Here is an 18,216-nt window from a genome sequence, read left to right on the forward strand (position 1 = left end):
GGTCGGGGGTCGTCCCGACGACATCGCTGGGGCGGGTACGGGGCGATCGGTGCGGGGTTTCTGCCCGTCGAACCTTGACAACCCGTTTGATCAAAGATCCAATCACTTGCCACGCGGGAATCCGTGGCCGGAGGGATCGCCGGCCGACAGGGAAGGACTGGACATGCGCAGACCCACCGTGCTGTGGCTCCTCGCGCTGATGGCCGTGCTGGCCCTCGCCGCTGCTGCGTGCGCCGAGGACGAGCCCGACGAAGCCGCCGGCGACGCGGAGGACGAGCCGGACGACGAACCCGACGAGGAGCCCGACGACGAGCCGGACGACGAGCCGGACGACGAGCCGGACGAGGCGGCCGAGAGCGTCGAGCTCACCTACGCGTTCTTCGCGCCCGAGGGCACGTTCCCCGCGGTCCAGATGCAGGAGTGGGCGGAGCGGCTGCAGGAGCGGACCGAGACCGACGTCGAGGTGGACATGTTCTTCGGCGGAACCCTGCTCGAGGCCGGGGACATCTACTCCGGCGTGCAGCAGGGGACCGCGGACATGGGCCTCGGCTCGCCCGGCTACGACACGGGACAGTTCCCGCTCATGTCGGGCATCGCCCTGCCGGTCGGATTCCCGAACGCGACGGTGGCGAGCGTGACCCTCTGGGATCTCCTCGAGGAGTTCGAGCCCGACGAGCTCTACGACGACTTCAAGGTGCTCACGGCGTTCACCACCGAGCCCGCGCATCTCATGACCATCGACCGCGTCGAGGGCGTCGAGGACGTCGAGGGCACGGACATGCGGGCGACCGGGAGCGGCATCCCGGTCCTGGAGGCGTTCGGCGCGAGCGGGACCGGCATGCCGATGCCGGAGGTCCCGGAGGCGGTCGAGACCGGGGTCATCGAGGGGGTGCTCACCTCCCGCGAGACCCTGGAGGACTTCGCGCTCGCCGAGAACCTCGGCTACACGGTCGATCACCCGACGGTGGTGAACTCCTTCGCTGCGGTCATGGACCTCGACCAGTACGAGGGCCTGCCCGCCGACGTCCAGGAGGCCATCGACGGGCTCGGCCCCGAGATGGCGGAGTGGACCGGCAACTACCACGACACCGACAACGTCGAGGGCGCGCTCGAGTGGGCCGATCAGGAGCACGGCCACGAGATCGTCGAGCTCGACGAGGACGAGGCCGAGCGCTGGGACGAGCTCATGGAGCCGATCACCGAAGCGTGGCTCGACGAGGCCGAGGACGCGGGGCTCCCGGGCGACGAGTTCCACGAGCGCATGCTCGAGCTCCGCGACGAGCACGCCGAGGAGCACGGATAGCCCGGGCGGGTTGCGGGCTGATCCGCCCGCAGCCCGCCCGCCACCGTGGGACGATCGACGGCCACGACGTCAGGAGGGGCGAGTGGGGACACCACCGCGGACGCCCCCTCGCTCCGGTGCTGAGCGAGCGGAACCGGCGGGATCCGGACGCGACCGTTGAGCGTGGTCGCGGTGCTCGGCGGCGGCAACGGGGCGCATGCCGCCGTGGTCGACCTGCAACTCAAGGGCTATCGCGTCGCGTGGTGGCGTCGCGACGCGGGGGCCTTCCCCCCCGACGGGTGCCTCCGCTACACGGGGATCCTCGGCGAGGGCGAGATCACCGTCGAACGGTGCACCGACGTCCTCGCCGAGGCCGTCGAGGACGCCGATCTCGTCGTCGCGCCGCTGCCGGCCGACGCGCAACCGCCGCTGCTCGACCGGCTCGCGCCCGCCCTCCGGGACGGGCAGGCGGTCGCCTTCACGCCGGGCACGTTCGGCTCCTGGTTGGGAGCGCAGCGGCGGCCCGGGGTCACGTTCCTCGAGACCGGGACGCTGCCGTACCTCGCGCGCGTGACCGCCCCCGGCGAGGTGTCGATCCCGGTCGTCGCGACCCGGCTGCCGACCGGTTCGATCCCCGGGGAGGGGCCGGCCGCGGACGCGGCCCACGAGGCGTTCGCGGCCGCCTACCCGTCGGCCGTTCGCGTCAGCGACGGGTGGGACGCGGCGCTGTGCAACTGGGGGCCGGTGCTGCACCCGCCGCTGATCGTGCAGAATCTCGGCGCGATCGAGTCGCTCGGGGACGCGTTCGACATCCATGCGGCCGGGACGTCCGAGGGCGTGGTCCGCACGATCCTCGCGGTCGACGAGGAGCGCATCGCGCTGCGGCGCACCCTGAACCTCCCCGGTGAGCACTGGCCCATCCGCACGCACTACGACGAATCGCCCCAGGGGATGTACGGCAGCGACGCGAAGCGGCGTCTCGTCGAGAGCGGCCTGTGGCGGGAACGGCTGCACCCACGTCACCGCTACGTGACCGAGGACCTGCTCTGCGGGCTCGTCCTGACCGCCTCGTGGGGGCGCGCCGCGGGCCAGCCGATGCCTGTCAGCGAGGCCCTGCTGACGCTCGCGGCCCCGTCCCTCGGGGTCGATCCCTGGACGGAAGGGCGGAGCGCCGCCTCGATCGGCGCCGAGGACCTCGAGGTGCTCCGTGCCGCGGCACGCCATGGAGGGGGGCGATGAGCAGCGAGGCGGCGGCACGGGGAGGACTCGACGAGCGGGTCGACCGGGTGAGCCGCCGCGCGAACGGTGCGCTGGCGACGCTGGCGGCCATCGCGGTGCTGTCGATCATGCTGCTCACGGTCGTGAACATGGTCCTGCGGTTCGCGGGCGCGCCGATCGCGGGCTCGTTCGAGCTCGTGGGGTGGCTGGCCGCCCTCACGAACGGTCTCGCGGTCGGCTACACGCAGACCCGGCGCGGCCACGTCGACATCGACGTGCTGACCCGGTTGATGCCCCTCCGCATCCAGGCCGTCCTGCGCGCCGTGATGACCGGGGTGGCCACGGGGTTCTTCGTCATCGTCACCTGGCAGCTCGTCGAGCACGGCCTGCACCTGCGCGACGTGGGGAGCCTCTCGGACGTGCTGCGCGTCCCCTTCTATCCGTTCACGTTCGCCGTGGCTGTCGGGTTCGCCGGGTTCGTCCTCGCGCTGTTCGCTGATCTCCTTCGGCACGGGCGGGAGGCGATGGTTCCGCGTCGTGAGGGCGATCGGACGGGGTGGACGGGGACGGCCACGGACATGGCCGACGACGACGGGTCGGAAGGACGGGAATGAGCGATCTCGCGATCGCGGGCATCGGCGTCGTCGCGATGCTCGCGTTGATGCTGCTGCGCATGCCCGTCGCGTTCGCGATGATGATCGTCGGGTTCGTGGGCGCCATGGTCGTGCTCACACCGGATGCGGCGCTCCAGTTGATCAGCGCCGACGTGTGGAACCAGCTCTCGGCGTTCAGCCTCAGCGTCATCCCGATGTTCGTACTCATGGGGCAGGTCGCCTACCGCTCGGGCATCACCCAGCGGCTGTACGAGACCGCCTACAACTGGCTCGGCCACCTGCCCGGCGGGGTCGCCGCCACGACGATCCTCGCGAGCATGGGCTTCGCGATGGTCTCCGGCTCGAACACCGCCACCACGGCGACGATGGGCACGGTGGCGCTGCCGGAGATGCGTCGCTACGGCTACGCGCGCTCCCTCGCGAGCAGCAGCGTCGCGATGGGCGGGACCCTCGGCGTGGTCATCCCCCCGAGCGTGGTCCTGATCGTGATCGCCATCCAGGCCGAGCTGTCCATCGGACGGCTGTTCGTCGCCGCGATCGCCCCCGGGATCATGCTCACGATCATGCTGCTCCTGACCGTCGTCGTCCTGTGCCGCCTGCGCCCCGAGCTGGGACCGCCGAGCGAGAAGGCCTCCTGGGGACAGCGGCTCGGCTCGCTCGGTGGTGTCATCGAGACGCTCGTGCTGTTCGCGCTCGTGATCGGGGGCTTGTACCTGGGCTGGTTTACCCCCACCGAGTCGGGCGCCATCGGCGCCTTCGGGGCGTTCGTGATCGGGTTCGCGCGCCGGAACCTGAACTGGGAGCAGATCAAGCTGGCCACGCTCGAGACGCTGCGGATCTCGGCGATGGTGATCCTCCTGCTCGCCGGCGCGGTCGTGATCAGCCGCTTCCTGACCGTGACGCGCCTGCCGTTCGAGTTGGCCGAGTGGGCGGCGGACGTCGCCGTCGATCCCCTGTGGATGCTGCTGATGGTGTTGCTGATCTACCTGATCGGCGGCCTGATCATGGATGCGCTGGGCTTCCTCGTCGCGACGATCCCGATCTTCTTCCCGCTCGCGCTCGCGCTCGACTTCAACCCGATCTGGTTCACCCTGCTCATCACGCTCGTGACGAGCCTGGGGGCGGTCACCCCGCCGGTCGGGGTCAACGTGTACATCGTGAGCTCCCTGGACCCCGACCTGGGCGTGGTGGAGGTCTTCCGGGGCGTCCTGCCGTTCATGCTCTCCTACGTGCTCGTGATCGCGTTGCTGATCGCCTTCCCGGGCATCGCGCTCTTCGCGCTCTAGCACCCATCCCCCGACGTCGAGGAGGAGACAGCGATGATCCAGCCCTACTCCGCGGTCGGCCTGATCCCCACGGTGCGGGGGATCAGGACCCGCGACGACATCCAGCGCAACCTCGATCACCTCGCCGAGCTCGTCACCGCGGCCTCGTGGCTGTCGAGCATGGACCTGCCGGTCCGCCTCGTCATCGTGCCGGAGGGCGCCCTGCAGGGCTTCAACGACGAGGTCCTCGATCTGCACCACGAGACCTTCGCCCGGGAGTGCGCGATCGACCTGCCGGGCAAGGAGACCGAGTTCCTCGGCGACCTCGCGCGCAAGTGGGGCGTGTACCTCATGGCCCAGGCGAAGGTCCGCCACCCGGAGTTCCCCGGCCGCTTCTTCAACGCCGGGTTCGTCCTCGACCCGCAGGGCGAGTTGATCCTCATCCACTACAAGGTGGTACCGCTGCTGCCGGTGGAGCACTCGGTGACCCCGCACAACGTGTGGGACCGGTGGGTCGAGCTCTACGGCGAGACGCTCGACGCCTTCTACCCGGTTGTCGACACCGACATCGGCCGCCTCGGCGTCATGATGGCCAACGAGGGCTCCTACCCCGAGAACGCGCGCGGCCTCGCGATGAACGGGGCCGAGGTGGTCTACCGCGCGTCGTACCCGCACCCGCACACCGGCAACGAGCTGTTCGAGGTCCAGAACCGGGCGCGGGCGCTCGACAACAACTTCTACGTCCTCGCGCCGAACATGGGGACCTACTACCTGCACGCCGAGGACGAGCTGCCGATCGACACGTTCGGCGGGCGGTCGATGATGTGCGACTACAAGGGCCGGGTCGTGGGCCAGCAGGACTACGGCGCGGGTTCGACCTACATCGCCGGACAGATCGACGTCGAGGCGCTCCGGGACTTCCGCACGCGGGCCCAGATGAACAACTGGATGAAGGATCTCACCACCGAGCAGTACCGGCTGATCTACGACCAGCCCGTGTATCCGAAGAACCTCTACCTCGATCGTGAGCCGTACGACCACGCGGATTACAAGGCACAGGTGACCGACCGGCAGATCGAGTACCTCGTCGAGCGCGACATCTACCGCTGGCCCGAGGGTCGGTGAGCGTGGCGCGGGCGTCGGCGGGTCCGTGGTGGATCCGCACGGTGCGATCGGAGATCCCATGGACATCGTGCTCGGCTACGTCGACACCCCACACGGTCAGCGGGCGCTCGACGAGGCGACGGCGCAGGCCCGCGCGCACGGCGCCCGGCTGCACGTGGTCGTGTGCGACACGACGAGCGTCGGCGAGCACGCCTCGCAGGCCCGGGATCGGGAGGAGGGGGTCGCGGCGGCGGCCGAGCGGCTCGACGAGCTCGTCGCAAGGCTCGTCGACGACGGTCTCGACGCTCGCGGCGAGGTGGTGCGCGACGACCGCGACAGCGCCGGTGCAGCGCTCGTGGACTACGCGACGCGCGCCGAGGCCGATCTGATCGTGGTCGGGGTGCGCAAGCGCTCCCGGGTCGGCAAGCTGCTGCTCGGCAGCAACCTGCAGGACGTCATCCTCGCGGCGCCCTGCTCGGTGCTGGCGGCCAAGCCCGCCGACCCCGCGTCGGGCGGCACCGTAGGTGGTGAGGAGCCGTCGGCGTGACCCGGTTCACTCCGCACCACCGCACGGTTCGCGGCCGTCTGCACGGGCGGGCCTGATGCGGTTCGGGCTGCAGCTGCACGGCACCCTCGAGCTCGAGCAGTTCCCGGCGCTAGCGAGCCGAGCGGAGGCGCTCGGGCTCGAGGACGTCACCTTCCACGACACCTTGATGCGCCGACCCGTGTGGCCCGTGCTCTGCGACATCGCGCGGGCCACCGAGCACGTGCGCGTCGGGCCGAACGTCACGCACCCGTTCGTGCAGCACCCGGCCGTGATCGCGACGAACTGCGCGCACCTCGACGAGGTGTCGGGGGTCGTGCGACGCTCGGCCTTGGACGCGGGTCGCTCTACTCCCTGATCGGCGAGCGTCACCGCGGCTCGCTGCAGGGGCTCACCGAGGCCGTGCACGTGTGCCGGATGCTGCTCGAGGGCGACGACACCCCGTGGCAGGGGGAGGTGTTCGCGCTCGGACCGGGTCACGGGTTGAAGTTCGGGACGCGCCGGCGCGTGCCGATCTCACTCGGGGTCTTCGGACCGAAGGGCTGCCGCCGCGCCGGCGCGATCGCCGACGGCGTGCGAGCCGCGGCGCAGTGGGACCCCGCGTACATGTCCCGGGCGCGCGAGTGGATCGCCGAGGGGGCGCGGGAGGCCGGTCGTGACCCCTCGGCGGTGGAGGTCGTGCTCGAGAACTGGACGTGCCTCGACGCCGACCGTGAGCGCGCGCGAGCCCGGGCGCGGGAGGTGCTCGCCACGTTCCTGCCGGAGTTGGGTCCGCTGCTGTCGTTCTACGAGATCCCCGACGTCGAGGTGCAGGCCGCCCGCGACGCCACGGTTCACGGGGACCGCGACGCGCTCGCGACGATCAGCGAGCAGACCATCGATCGGTTCATGGCCGCGGGCGACGCCGACGACCTGCGTCGCGGGCTCGGTCGGCTCGAGGCGGCCGGCTTCGACGCGGTGTCGTTCTCCGGGATCCTCGGCCCGCGACCCGAAGACGCCTTGGAGATCCTCGGTGCCGAGATCGCACGTCGGGCGGAAGCGACCCGCTGAGGCTCGAGCGGGGCCCTCTCACTCGTTGCCGAAGAACAGCTGACGCCCGACGCGGGCCTCGATCTTCAGGTAGCGCCACAGGCGGTACTCGTCGATCTCCCCGTCGCGGACGATGTTGCAGACGCCGGTGACGGCCTCCAGCGACGGGGCGTCGGCCAGGATGTACGCCGTCCAGGGCCACGTGGGCGACGAGCCGACCATGAGCTCGTCGTCGTCCATCGTGCCGAGGACCGTGATCCCGAAGCGCCCACCGAGGTCGGCGAAGGCGTCGGCGATCTGGGGGATCAGCTCGGGGATCTTGGCGGCCGGCTCCTCGAACAGCGGCTGCTGCACGCCGATGCAGAAGAGCACCCGCAGCGCTGGGCCCTTGTCGCGGTAGCTCTGCTGGTCGTCGGACATCGTTACTCCTCCTGTGCCGTGTCGGGGGACGTGTCGACGGCGCGGGCGCGCCGCCACTCCTGCTGGAACAACAACTGCAACGGGGCCACGAGATCCGGGTGGCGGATCGCGACCGTGCGAACGCCCTCACCACCGTCCCGCGCCTCGCTGAGCAGCACGACGAGTGCCTCCTCGCCGTCGCGGATCGCGAGCTTCAGGGGGAACGTCGCCGAGATCCGCACCGCGCCTCCCGCCTCCTCGACGGGTCTCCAGCGCGCGGGATCGTCGAGGAGCTCAGGGGCGAAGAGGACACGCACGCGCACGCCGCGGTCGAGGGCGCCGCGCTCGGCGTCGGCCCACCGCTCCCGGGGGCGTACGCCGAAGCCCGCGTACGAGACGTCGACGGTACGGTTCGTGCGCGCCACGAGGTCCTCGTACAGGCCGGCGGTCTCCTCCCGGCCCTCCGTGACATCGATGAGTTCGGTGTGCGCGGGCGCCGGGGTGGGCTCGGGTGGGCTCGGCAGGGTCGCGGAGAGCTCGTCGGCCAGGCGCTGCTCTCGCTCGGCTTCGAGCTTGCGCTCCTGGTCGCGTCGGCTCACCCACTCGGGCAGGGCCACCTCGCTGTGCACGGCCTCGAACGCCCGGACCCGCTGACCCCCGGACCGCACGAACCCGCGCCGCTCGAGCGCGTTCAGCGCCTCGTACACCTTCGGGCGGGGGATTCCGGCCGCCTCGGCGACCTCGGCGGCGGATCGGCGGCCGTGGCGCAGCAGCGAGAGGTAGGCCCGGGCCTCGTTGCGTGTGAGGCCGAGTTCGACGAGCCGCTCCGTGATCGTGTCGTCCATGGCCGCCTCGTGTCGCCGGCGCCGCTCGGGCGGTGGACCGGTGCCGTACTCGGGACGGGTGGCGCGGCCCCGCTCGCCCCTTGACAGCGCGGGTGCGAGGTCGGCTATGGTGTCACTAACCCTAGGTAGTATCAAGTATCAACCCTCGTGCACCCGAACTCGTGCACCCGAGTCGTCGTTCGTGATCCGCCCAACGCTCCGGCTCGGTGTCCCGGGGGTCGGCGCGCTCGGTGGTGACCGTGCCCACGACGGCGAGGAAGGTGGTAGCAATGCAGCACTGCCTCACGGATCGGCAACGGGAGATCGTCGAGCTGGCGGGCCGGCTCGCCGACACGTTCGCGGAGCGTGCCGACGGTCCCGACCGGGAGAACCGCTTCCCGGTGGAGAACTACGAGGACATGCGCGAGACCGGGTACCTGCGCCTCACGGTGCCCGAGGAGCTCGGTGGGTACGGCGCCGACTTCCACGAGCTCCTGCTCGCGCAAGAGCGTCTCGCGATGGGCGACGGCGCCACGGCGCTCGCGGTGAACATGCACGTGTCCCCGGTGGGGCAGTGGGCCGCGATTTGGCGCGAGACGGGCAACCCCAAACTCGAGGAGTTCCTGCGGGCGGTGGCCCGCGATGAGATCGTCTGGGCGTCGATCACCTCCGAGCGGGGCGTCGGCAACGACCTCACGGACTCGACCGTCACCGCCGAGCGCGCGGACGGGGGCTACCGCGTGAACGGCCGGAAGATCTTCGGGACCAACTCGGCGGTCGCGACGCACTTCTCGTTCACGGCGCGCACCGAGGACCACGAGCACGGGCCGCGGGTGCTGCTGATGCGCACGGCGATGGGCGAGGAGGCCGTCGAGATCAAGCAGACCTGGGACACCCTCGGCATGCGCGGGACCCAGAGCAACGACCTCGTGTTCACGGATCTGTTCGTGCCGGACGAGGACGTCGTGCACTCGATGCCCGTCGGGCACTTCGACGCGACGGTCCTGAAGACGGCGTTCGCCCGCGGGATCGCGACGTTCGGGGCCGTCTACATCGGCATCGCCGGCGGCGGGATCGAGTGGGCCCGGCAGATGGTCCTCCAGCGCGGCCGAGAGACCGACCCGGTCGTCCAGCACATCTTCGGGGAGGTGGAGCTGTTGCAGGAGTCGGCGCGGGCGATGCTCTACCGGCACGCGCAGGAGGTGATGTCCGGGGACCTGTTCGACAAGTACTCCGTGCAGGAGGGCCTCGCCCGCACCTCGCTGTCGAAGGCCGTGTGCGCGAACAACGGGCTGCAGATCATGCAGCGTCTCGTCGACGTCGTCGGGGGCCCGGCCTACATGAAGCGGTTCCCGTTCGAGCGCATGCTCCGCGACAGCCTGGCCGGCCCGATCATGCCGTACAACAACGTCGACACCCAGCGCATGCTCGGCGCGACGAGCCTCGGCGTGCAATTGAAGCCGGAGATCCCGCCCGACGAGTCCGGCCACGGCAGCCGGCCGCACACCGACGAGCTGGTGGGCAGCGGCGAGGCCTAGACCCCGGGCGAGACGAGACCCCCGGGGGCGAGACCCCCGGAAGGCAGAGACCCCCGGGGGTTCGTTCGCGCCGGGTCGCCGAAGGCGGCCTTCCGCGTCTGCTCGCCAACCGTCATGATCTGGGGGGAGCACGAGCCAAGGAGGGGTCATGACCCAGAGCCAGACACCCGACGAGCCCCGCGTCGCCGTCGTGACCGGCGCCGGGCAGGGCCTCGGCAAGGCGATCGCGGCCTCCTTGCAGGACTCCGGACACCGGGTCGCGCTCGTGGATCTCGATGCCGACGCCGCGAAGGCCGCCGCGCACGAGCTCGATCCGTCCGAGCAGGCGACCATGGCCGTGTCCGCCGACGTGGGCGATCGGGAGGCGTTCGCGCACGCGCTGGACGAGGTCGGCGCGCGCTGGCGGCGCGTGGACGTGCTCGTCAACAACGCGGCCGCCTCGGTGATGCGGAGTTTCTGGGCGATCGAGCCCGAGGAGTGGGATCACGTGCTCGGGGTGAACCTGCGCAGCGTGTTCCTCGGCTGTCAGCTCGCCGGTCCGCTCATGCGCGAGGGGGGATGGGGCCGCATCATCAACCTCTCCTCGATCGCCGGCCAGCAGGGCGGCGCGGTGATGGGTGCGCACTACGCGGCGTCGAAGGCCGGGATCCTCGTGCTGACCAAGATCGTGGCGCAGGAGCTCGCCGGATCCGGCGTGACCGTCAACGCGCTCGCGCCGGCGGCGATCGACAGTCCCCTCCTGCAAGGGCTCGGTGACGACGCGATCGAGTCACTGGCCGACAAGATCCCGGTCGGGCGGGTCGGGCGCCCCGAGGAGGTCGGCGCGCTCGCGGCCTTCCTCGCCTCGGAGGACGCCGGCTACATCACCGGCGCGACGCTGGACATCAACGGCGGGTTGCACATGCGCTGACCGCCGGGACGCGTTGCGGTGGCTCCGCGACGCGGTGCCCGCTCGTCGTGACGTCGCTCGGAGCGGGTGGCTACCCGTTCTGCGCGCGCTTCACGAGCTCGACGAACTCGGCGTCGGTGATCGTGCGGCGGTGATCCTCGCTCAAGCGCTTGACCTCCTGCAGGAGCGCCATCTGGTCGAGTCCGTCGAGGTCGAGTCCGAGCTCCTCGGCCTTGATGTCGAGGCTGACCGCGCCGCTCTTCTTGCCGAGCACGATCTTGCGCTCGGCTCCGACGAGGTCGGCGGCGTAGGGCTCGACGGCCTCGGGCTCGTGGAACTGCATCGCCACCGCGCCGCTCTCGCGGATGAACAGGTTGTCGCCCACCACCGACTTCCACGGCTCGTAGCCGTGGCCGGCGAGCTCCGCCACGAGCTGGGACGTCTCGCGCAGGCGATCGAGGCGCAGGCCCGTCTGGTGCTCGTACAGGCCCTCGAACGCGAGCGCGATCTCGGCGATGTTCGCGTTGCCGGCGCGCTCGCCGATCCCGTTGATCGTCGCCTGGATCCAGTTGGCCCCGCCGTCGACGGCGGCGACCGCTCCCGCCGTGGCCAGCCCGAAGTCGTTGTGCCCGTGCCAGTGGATCGGGATGTCGGGACCCACCCATCCCCGGACCGAGCCGACGAGGTGGCGGACCGCCTCGGGCGCCAGCACGCCGATGGTGTCGACCACCGCGATCTCCTCGGCCCCACCCTCGAGCGCGGCCTCGTAGGACGCGCGGAGGTGGTCCATATGCGCGCGCGACCCGTCGACGCCGAAGAAGCACACGCGCATGCCGCTCTCGACCCCGGCCTGCACCGCCGTACGGATCCGCTCGAGCATCTTCTCGGGCTCGACCCCGTACGCGGCGAGCTTGGTGTGGCTGACCGGCGCCTCGATGATGGTGGCGGGCAGCCCGAGCCCCGCGAGCAACTCGATGTCGGCGGGGACCGCGCGCCCGAAGCCCCACAGCTGCGCGTCGAGGTCCTCCTGGACCAGCAGGCGGATCGCCTCCTCGTCGCGCGGTGACACACGCGGGAAGCTCGCCTCGATCCGCGGCACCCCGAGCCGGTCGAGCGCGTGGGCGATGCGCACCTTGTCCTCGGGGTCGAACACCACGCCGACGCTCTGCTCTCCGTCCCGCAGCGTCGTGTCGTAGATCCCGATCCTCCGGCCGACGGCATCGCCGAGCACCTGGGCGTTGAGCGGGCTCGTGTAGAACTGCGCGCGGTCCACCATGGGGTTCGTCGCTCCAGGCTGGAGGGCTGTGATCATTCGATATTAGATCACATCGCCAGGTGATTCGAAAGCCTCGAACCGGCCCGTGTGGTTTCCCAGCCTCGAGCTCGGCGGAGGGTCGCCGCGGTGGGCGTCGAGCGGTTTCGTGCCGGCGCAGTGGTCGGTGTCGCTCGCACGGGCGCTCAGGGCGCGGGGGCACGCTCCTGGGGAGGGCCGGCGGCAACGATGTCGGCCACCGCGTCCAGCGCGTCGGTCAGTTCGGTGGGGCGTGTGTAGAAGTGGGGCGCGATCCGCACCACATCGCGGCGCGGGGAGACGATGATGTCCTGTCCAGCCAGCCGCTCGGCGACGGCGTTGGCATCGCCCACGCGTACCGCGACGTTCGGGCCCACCCGATCCGGCTGGTCCGGTGTCGCGAGCTCGAGCCCACGTTCCCGGGCCTGCTGGAGACCGAACCCCGTGAGCTCGCGTAGGTAGGTCTCGATCCTGTCGATGCCGACCGTGAGGAGCAGGTCGAGCCCCGCGGCGGCTGCCGCGCCGTTGACCATCGGTGGCGTGCCGGCGTCGAAGCGCCGGGCGCCGGGCGCCGGGTCGCCGCCGTGGATGTCGAACGCGAAGGGGTTGCCCTGACCGAACCATCCGGTCACCCGGGGCGACAGACGCTCGGCGAGTTCGCGGCGCAGGTAGAGGAAGGCGATGCCAGGCATCCCGAGCAGGTACTTCTGGGCCCCGGCCACCAGCGCATCGATTCCGAGCGCACGGACGTCGACGCGGCACGTGCCGAGTGACTGGTAGGCGTCCACGAGCAGGAGGGTCCCGTGCTCCTGCGCCAGCGCCGCCACCTCTACCAGGTCGGCCCGCGCGCCGTTGTAGTAGCTCTGGTGCGGGATCGAGAGCACCCGCGTGCTCCTCGACACGTGCGGCTCCAGGGCCTCCACGCGCAACGGACCCCCGTCCCAGGGGACGAACCGGATCCGAGCACCTCCCTGTTCCTGGGGGAGCCACGAGTGCCCCACCGTGGGGAAATCCATCTCGGTCGTGACGACGTCCGGGCGGTCCGAGGGGTAGTCCAGCGTGGTGCCCAGTGCGGCGACCGCGTGGCTGACCGAGGAAACCACCGCGACCTCGTCGGGTTCGGCGCCGATTAGCGTGGCGAAGGCCCTCCGCGACGCCTCGACCCCGTCCATCCAGGCCACCCACGCCATGCCGTCCTCGCGCCAGTGCGTGAGGTACCGCTGAACGGCTGCCTCGACGGGTCTGGCCAGCGCGCTTTGCGAACAGCTCGTGAGCTGGCTGCGTTCGCTCAAGATGGGAAAGCTCGAACGCTCCCGCTCGAACGGGAACTCGATCATGACAGGCCCCCAACCGCTTCGCTGGTCGACACCGAATCGTTGCTGCCACGTCGCCACCTCTCGGGTGCAGGCTAGCGCACCGGCCGTTCAGGCGGTCCACTGGGGGCCGCGGCCGGACGCGTCGAGCTTGAGTGCGACCGGACGCTTCGTATGATTCATCAAACCTAGCCGATCGAGCGCATCGGGGAACGCATGAGCGAGCCGACGATCGCCGCGCCGGGGGCGCACCCCCTGCGCGCGCTGAGCCCGCGCGACCGCACCGTGCAGGAACTCGTCGTGCGGCAGTTCCGCGATCGGGCCGACGACCCGCTCCTGCGGGGGCCGGCCGACCGAACGTACGGGGAGACCCACCGGCAGGTGGCCGGGGTGGTCGCCTGGCTCGAGGCTCGCGCGGTGGGCGAGGGCGAGCGGGTCGTGGTCGTGAGCGAGAACCGGGTCGAACTGCTCGACCTGTTCCTCGGCTGCGCGTTCGCCGGGGCGATCTACGTCCCGGTCAACCCCTTCCTGCGCGGCGAGCAGCTGCGCCACCAGCTCGAGGATGCCGCGCCCACGCTGGTCCTGTGCGAGCAGGGCACCCACGACCAGGTCCGTGAGGTGCTGACCGGGTTCTCCGACCCACCCGAACTGCTCGTGCTGGGGGAGGGGACCTGGGAGCTCGATGGCGCCACGCCACCGCGGCCGTCCACGCGCGAGCTCTCCGCCGGTCACCCGCCCAGCCACCCCACCGGGGTGCTCTACACGTCCGGGACGACCGGGCCCTCCAAGGGAGTGGTCTGCCCCGCGGGCCAGTTCTTCTGGTGGGGGGTGCTGACGGCCGAGTACCTCCGGCTGCGGCCGTCCGACCACCTCTACACGACCCTGCCGCTCTACCACATCAACGCGCTCGGGGCGTACCTGCAGGCGATCGGGGTCGGCGCCTCCTACACGTTCCGGCGCGGGTTCTCCGCGTCGCGATTCATCGCCGAGGCCCGGGAGGCAGAGGCCACGGTCACCTATCTGCTCGGCGCGATGCTCACGATCCTCTGGAAGCAGGAACCGAGCGAGCGGGACCGCGAGCACGATCTACGGGTGGCCCTCGCGCCCGCCACCCCGCCGGACATCTTCGAACGCTTCCGGGAGCGCTTCGGGTTCGACCTCGTCGACGGCTTCGGCATGACCGAGCTGAACCTCGTCGTCTCCTCGCTCCCGGAAGCCACCCGCCCGGGGCGCATGGGGTGGGTGCTCGACGACTTCGAGGCGCGTGTCGTCGACGACGAGGACATCGAGGTCTCCGACGGCGAGCCCGGTGAGCTGGTGGTGCGGCCGCGGGAGCCGCACAGCATGTGTCAGGGCTACTGGCGCCGGCCGGAGGCGACGGCCGAGGCGTGGGCCAACCTCTGGTTCCACACCCAGGACCGCGTGGTGCGCGACGACGACGGCGCGCTGCGCTACCTCGACCGGATGAAGGACGCGATCCGCCGACGGGGGGAGAACATCTCCAGTTTCGAGGTCGAGGCGGTCGTCGCGAACCACCCGGCGGTCGCCGAGGCGGCCTGCATCGGGGTACCGTCCGAGCTCGGCGAGGAGGAGGTCATGGTCCACGTGGTGCCGCAGCCGGGCGAGCAGCCATCGGGCGAGGACATCGTGCGGTGGTGCGCCGACCGTCTCGCGCACTTCGCGGTGCCGCGCTACATCGCGGTCGTCGGCGACCTCCCCCGCACGCCGAACGGGAAGGTGCGCAAGGCCGCGCTGCGCGAACAGGGCGCGGCCACCGGGACGTTCGACCGCGAGGCGGCGGGCGTCGAGATCCGGCGCGGCTGAGCGACGGGACGTGACGGGGATGCGGGTGCGGCGGTTCGATCGGGCGGGCATCACCGGGCTCGCCGAGTTGCCGGTCCGCGTGCGCGGCGAGACCCGGCAGACGATCGAGCTGCTCGGTGAGGCCGCGCGCGGTGCGGTCGGCCGTGCCGGCGTCGCATGGGAGGACGTCGACGGCCTCGCGCTCGGGGGGTTCACCCTCGGGCCGGATGGGGCGGTGCACGTCGCGACCCGCCTCGGGTTGCAGCCACGGTGGCTCGCCCCCCAGGACCCGGGGGGCGCGAGCGGGGTCGCGGCGGTGCTCGCGGCCGCGCGCGCGGTCGAGGCCGGCGACGCCGACGTCGTCCTCTGCGTCGCCGGCGACGCGCTCGACGGGCCCGCCCTCGTCGACCTCGGCAAGCGCTTCAGCGCGGACACCCGCGATTGGCTGACCCCGATCGGGGCCGAGCCCGCGAACGTCACGTTCGCGCTGCTCGCCGACCACTACCTGCGGGCGCACGGGCTCACCCGCGCCGACATGGGCGTGGTCTCGGTGCTCCAGCGCCGTCACGGCGCGATGAATCCGAACGCGGTGTTCGGTGACCCGATCGCGCTGTTCGACTACCTCGGCGCGCCGCCGGTCGCCACGCCGCTGCACCTTCTCGACTGCGTGCGCCCGGGGTCGGGCGCCAGCGCGGTGGTGGTGCAGAAGGTCAGCCGGCGGCGGTCGTCACGACCGCGCGGGGTTCGGGTGCTGGCGGGCGCGGAGGCCCACGGCGCGGCGCCCGAGTGGCCGCCGCGCGAGCTGGGCTGGCGCGGGTTCGTCGACGACCTCTTCGATGCGGCCGGGATGATCCACGACGACCTCGACGTGCTCGAGCTCTACGACGACTATCCCTTCATGGTGCTCTGGCAGCTCGAGGAACTCGGGTTCTGCGCGCCCGGTGGGGCCTCCGCGTGGCTGCGCAACCACGATCTCGGTGTCGCCGCGCCCCCGGCGCTGAACACCGGCGGCGGCATGCTCGCGTGCGGGCAGGCCGGCGCCGCCGGCGGGTACGTGCCCGTCGTCGAGGCGGCTCGACAGCTGCTCGGCACGGCGGGCACCCGACAGGTGCCGGGAGCGCGCCGCGGTCTGGTGAGCGGGCTCGGCATGGTCCGGTACGGCGCGCCGTTGTCGGTGAGCGCGATGATGCTGGAGACGATCCCGTGAGCCGGGTGGTGCCATGAGTCGCCGCTCCGAGGAGATCGCCTCGCTCGACACGCTGCGCGAGCGCTGGCTCACCGCCGCGCGCGAGGGGCCGCCGCGGTTCCCGGCCTGCGCCGGTTGCCAGGCCTGGTCCTGGCCCCCGACGGTCGTCTGCCCCGTGTGCGGGGAGGGACGCTGGAGGCTCGTGAGCGTGCCAGGCACGGGGCTCGTCCGTGCCGCGACGACCGTGCATCGCGGCGTCGCGCCGGAGTTCGCGGACGAAGCCCCCTACCGGGTCGGCGCGGTCGCCCTGGACGACGGCCCCCTCTTCCTGACGCGCCTCGACGTGGGGGTGCATCAGGGCTCACGGGTGCGACTGCGCTGGCGCGACCGGCCCGGCGACGGGTGGCTGTGGGCGAGTGCCGGCGCGTAGTCCGTGCGCGGGCTCCCCCTGGATGCCTCGGCGCGCTCGCGGGCGCCGGGCGTGACGTGTCACCGAGGGTCTGCTCGGAGAGTGGCCGCGCGAAAGTCGTTGACCGAAGTGATCAAATATTGAACACTTGATCGTGATCGGTCAGGCACCGCCCGGCGAACCGAGGCATTCGGACCGAGCTCTCCGACCGGCGACCCGGGAACTTGGCGCCGGTCGGAGGGCTGTGCGAGGTCCCGGAAGTAGGAGGCTGAGGCCACATGCACACGACCAGGACCCCCGCACACCCGCGGATCCCACGTCGCCCTCGCGCGGCGCTGCTCGTCGTGGGGCTTCTCGCCCTCGCGCTCGCGCTCGCGGCGTGCGCCGAGGACGAACCCGACGACGCCGTCGACGAGCCCGACGATGACGTCGAGGAACCCGAGGACGAGCCCGACGACGACGACGACGACGCCGCCGACGATCCTGCCGACGGCGACGCCGACGAACCCGACGAGGACGCTGACGATCCCGAGGACGAAGCCGACGAGGACGGCGACGAGCCCGAGGAGGTGACCCTCGAGTTCGTGACCGCGTGGGAGGATGACTCGGACGAGGTCCAGGGGTTCTGGCAGTTCGCCGAGCGCCTGGAGGAGGAGGCCCCCTGGATCGAGCTGGAGTACCGGGGCGGCCCCGAGACCTTCCCGAACGATCAACAGGGTGAGGCGGTCCGGGACGGTGCGGTCGACATGTCCGTCGTGGCGGCAACCTACTACACGCAGAACATGCCGTTCGCACACGCCATGAAGCTCACGCCCTTCCTGCCCGAGGAGGAGCGCGAGCACGGCATCTACGACCTCTACCGGGAGCAGCACCGCGAACACCTCAACGCGCACTACCTCGGCAAGACGAAGGCGAACACGCCGTTCTTCCTGTACTCGAACGAGCCGATCGAGTCCGCCGACCTGAGCGGCTTGCGGGTGCGCGTGTCCCCGGTCTACGAACCGTTGGTGCAGGAGCTCGACGGTTCCGCGGTCTCCATGGCCCCCGACGAGGTCTACACCGCGTTGGAGCGTGGCGCCGTCGACGCGTTCGGCTGGCCGGCGACCGGTGTCACCGACCGCGGCTGGGAGGAGGTCACCGAGTACGAGCTGCGGCCCGGCTTCTACGAGCTGGACGTCGGCGTGATCGTGAACATCGATGTGTGGGAGGGCCTCGACGAGCGGACCCGGGAGGCCATGACCGACGCGATGGAGGAGACTGAGCGCGAGATCCCCGACTTCTACGAGGAGTCCCTCGAGGAGGAGGTCGCCGAACGCGAGGCGGCGGGCATGGAGATCATCGAGCTGCCCGACGACGAGGCCGAGGCCTTCCTCGAGGCCGCCGATCGGGCCGGCTGGGAGGACGCGATCGAACAGGCCCCGGAGGCCGAGGAGTTCCGCGAGCTCATCGAGGAGATCGAGGGCGAGTAAGCGCGGGCCGCGCCCAAAGACGCGTGCCAGAGAGGGGAG

Annotated in this window: 16 protein-coding genes and 1 pseudogene; 13 read left to right on the top strand and 4 right to left on the bottom strand. The window is 71.3% G+C overall.

The genetic code is table 11. From position 1 onward, the window contains the following. The first annotated feature begins 163 nt into the window (after positions 1-163). The 7 genes and pseudogenes from ER308_RS13055 (at position 164) to ER308_RS22470 (ending at position 7,077) form a co-directional block, all read left to right on the top strand. Positions 164-1,303 (top strand): TRAP transporter substrate-binding protein, encoded by a 1,140-nt coding sequence (locus tag ER308_RS13055; protein ID WP_131155398.1) that lies wholly within the window; start codon positions 164-166, stop codon positions 1,301-1,303. A gap of 162 nt (positions 1,304-1,465) precedes the next feature. After that, on the top strand, positions 1,466-2,521 hold the full coding sequence (locus ER308_RS13060; RefSeq protein WP_240732100.1) for an NAD/NADP octopine/nopaline dehydrogenase family protein: 1,056 nt from the start codon (positions 1,466-1,468) through the stop codon (positions 2,519-2,521). After that, complete coding sequence (locus ER308_RS13065; RefSeq protein ID WP_131155400.1) at positions 2,518-3,114, top strand: TRAP transporter small permease; 597 nt, start codon at positions 2,518-2,520, stop codon at positions 3,112-3,114. The genes ER308_RS13060 and ER308_RS13065 overlap by 4 nt, the downstream gene beginning before the upstream one ends. Continuing rightward, positions 3,111-4,400: a TRAP transporter large permease gene (locus ER308_RS13070; RefSeq protein WP_131155401.1), complete on the top strand. Its 1,290-nt coding sequence runs from the start codon at positions 3,111-3,113 to the stop codon at positions 4,398-4,400. Before ER308_RS13065 ends, ER308_RS13070 begins: the two co-directional genes overlap by 4 nt. A gap of 33 nt (positions 4,401-4,433) precedes the next feature. Continuing rightward, positions 4,434-5,504: a nitrilase-related carbon-nitrogen hydrolase gene (locus ER308_RS13075; RefSeq protein ID WP_131155402.1), complete on the top strand. Its 1,071-nt coding sequence runs from the start codon at positions 4,434-4,436 to the stop codon at positions 5,502-5,504. A 58-nt stretch (positions 5,505-5,562) separates the two neighbouring features. Next, the gene (locus tag ER308_RS13080; RefSeq protein ID WP_131155403.1) at positions 5,563-6,030 is read left to right on the top strand and encodes a universal stress protein; all 468 of its coding nucleotides are present in this window, start codon (positions 5,563-5,565) and stop codon (positions 6,028-6,030) included. Between the two features lie 55 nt (positions 6,031-6,085). Next, positions 6,086-7,077, top strand: a pseudogene (locus ER308_RS22470) (LLM class flavin-dependent oxidoreductase). 18 nt (positions 7,078-7,095) lie between these two features. Here the strand turns inward: ER308_RS22470 and ER308_RS13095 are convergent. Together ER308_RS13095 and ER308_RS13100 are read right to left on the bottom strand one after the other, a co-directional pair. Continuing rightward, on the bottom strand, positions 7,096-7,476 hold the full coding sequence (locus ER308_RS13095) for a hypothetical protein (protein ID WP_131155406.1): 381 nt from the start codon (positions 7,474-7,476) through the stop codon (positions 7,096-7,098). Between the two features lie 2 nt (positions 7,477-7,478). Further along, complete coding sequence (locus ER308_RS13100) at positions 7,479-8,300, bottom strand: TrmB family transcriptional regulator (RefSeq protein WP_131155407.1); 822 nt, start codon at positions 8,298-8,300, stop codon at positions 7,479-7,481. A gap of 269 nt (positions 8,301-8,569) precedes the next feature. Between ER308_RS13100 and ER308_RS13105 the strand changes: the two genes are divergently transcribed. Together ER308_RS13105 and ER308_RS13110 are read left to right on the top strand one after the other, a co-directional pair. Beyond that, a complete protein-coding gene (locus ER308_RS13105) occupies positions 8,570-9,817 on the top strand; it encodes an acyl-CoA dehydrogenase family protein (RefSeq protein ID WP_131155408.1) in 1,248 nt (415 codons plus the stop codon). 148 nt (positions 9,818-9,965) lie between these two features. Further along, the gene (locus ER308_RS13110) at positions 9,966-10,727 is read left to right on the top strand and encodes an SDR family oxidoreductase (protein WP_131155409.1); all 762 of its coding nucleotides are present in this window, start codon (positions 9,966-9,968) and stop codon (positions 10,725-10,727) included. 70 nt (positions 10,728-10,797) lie between these two features. Here the strand turns inward: ER308_RS13110 and ER308_RS13115 are convergent, their stop codons facing one another. Together ER308_RS13115 and ER308_RS13120 are read right to left on the bottom strand one after the other, a co-directional pair. Beyond that, positions 10,798-12,018 carry a LeuA family protein gene (locus ER308_RS13115; RefSeq protein WP_131155410.1) on the bottom strand — a complete coding sequence of 407 codons (1,221 nt, stop codon included), beginning with the start codon at positions 12,016-12,018 and terminating at the stop codon, positions 10,798-10,800. A 146-nt stretch (positions 12,019-12,164) separates the two neighbouring features. After that, on the bottom strand, positions 12,165-13,334 hold the full coding sequence (locus ER308_RS13120) for an aminotransferase class V-fold PLP-dependent enzyme (protein ID WP_131155411.1): 1,170 nt from the start codon (positions 13,332-13,334) through the stop codon (positions 12,165-12,167). Between the two features lie 192 nt (positions 13,335-13,526). On the opposite strand from ER308_RS13120, the gene ER308_RS13125 reads away from it, so the two are divergent. The 4 genes from ER308_RS13125 (at position 13,527) to dctP (ending at position 18,177) form a co-directional block, all read left to right on the top strand. Continuing rightward, positions 13,527-15,134: an AMP-binding protein gene (locus tag ER308_RS13125; protein WP_131155412.1), complete on the top strand. Its 1,608-nt coding sequence runs from the start codon at positions 13,527-13,529 to the stop codon at positions 15,132-15,134. 19 nt (positions 15,135-15,153) lie between these two features. Next, positions 15,154-16,320, top strand: coding sequence for a thiolase family protein (locus tag ER308_RS13130; protein ID WP_131155413.1), 1,167 nt, complete (start codon positions 15,154-15,156; stop codon positions 16,318-16,320). A gap of 13 nt (positions 16,321-16,333) precedes the next feature. Next, entirely contained in the window at positions 16,334-16,729 is a 396-nt protein-coding gene (locus tag ER308_RS13135; RefSeq protein WP_131155414.1) for a Zn-ribbon domain-containing OB-fold protein, read from the top strand. A gap of 257 nt (positions 16,730-16,986) precedes the next feature. After that, positions 16,987-18,177, top strand: coding sequence for a TRAP transporter substrate-binding protein DctP (dctP, locus tag ER308_RS13140; protein ID WP_131155415.1), 1,191 nt, complete (start codon positions 16,987-16,989; stop codon positions 18,175-18,177). Positions 18,178-18,216: the final 39 nt, after the last annotated feature.

The sequence above is a fragment of the Egibacter rhizosphaerae genome, assembly GCF_004322855.1.
Classification (GTDB): Bacteria; Actinomycetota; Nitriliruptoria; order Euzebyales; family Egibacteraceae; genus Egibacter; species Egibacter rhizosphaerae.

Bases quoted from the DNA above. Each gene is read 5' to 3' on its own strand.
- ER308_RS13055 (WP_131155398.1), top strand. From the start codon at position 164: ATGCGCAGACCCACCGTGCTGTGGCTCCTCGCGCTGATGGCCGTGCTG.
- ER308_RS13065 (WP_131155400.1), top strand. From the start codon at position 2,518: ATGAGCAGCGAGGCGGCGGCACGGGGAGGACTCGACGAGCGGGTCGAC.
- ER308_RS13070 (WP_131155401.1), top strand. From the start codon at position 3,111: ATGAGCGATCTCGCGATCGCGGGCATCGGCGTCGTCGCGATGCTCGCG.
- ER308_RS13075 (WP_131155402.1), top strand. From the start codon at position 4,434: ATGATCCAGCCCTACTCCGCGGTCGGCCTGATCCCCACGGTGCGGGGG.
- ER308_RS13080 (WP_131155403.1), top strand. From the start codon at position 5,563: ATGGACATCGTGCTCGGCTACGTCGACACCCCACACGGTCAGCGGGCG.
- ER308_RS13095 (WP_131155406.1), bottom strand. From the start codon at position 7,476: ATGTCCGACGACCAGCAGAGCTACCGCGACAAGGGCCCAGCGCTGCGG.
- ER308_RS13100 (WP_131155407.1), bottom strand. From the start codon at position 8,300: ATGGACGACACGATCACGGAGCGGCTCGTCGAACTCGGCCTCACACGC.
- ER308_RS13105 (WP_131155408.1), top strand. From the start codon at position 8,570: ATGCAGCACTGCCTCACGGATCGGCAACGGGAGATCGTCGAGCTGGCG.
- ER308_RS13110 (WP_131155409.1), top strand. From the start codon at position 9,966: ATGACCCAGAGCCAGACACCCGACGAGCCCCGCGTCGCCGTCGTGACC.
- ER308_RS13115 (WP_131155410.1), bottom strand. From the start codon at position 12,018: ATGATCACAGCCCTCCAGCCTGGAGCGACGAACCCCATGGTGGACCGC.
- ER308_RS13120 (WP_131155411.1), bottom strand. From the start codon at position 13,334: ATGATCGAGTTCCCGTTCGAGCGGGAGCGTTCGAGCTTTCCCATCTTG.
- ER308_RS13125 (WP_131155412.1), top strand. From the start codon at position 13,527: ATGAGCGAGCCGACGATCGCCGCGCCGGGGGCGCACCCCCTGCGCGCG.
- ER308_RS13130 (WP_131155413.1), top strand. From the start codon at position 15,154: ATGCGGGTGCGGCGGTTCGATCGGGCGGGCATCACCGGGCTCGCCGAG.
- ER308_RS13135 (WP_131155414.1), top strand. From the start codon at position 16,334: ATGAGTCGCCGCTCCGAGGAGATCGCCTCGCTCGACACGCTGCGCGAG.
- dctP (WP_131155415.1), top strand. From the start codon at position 16,987: ATGCACACGACCAGGACCCCCGCACACCCGCGGATCCCACGTCGCCCT.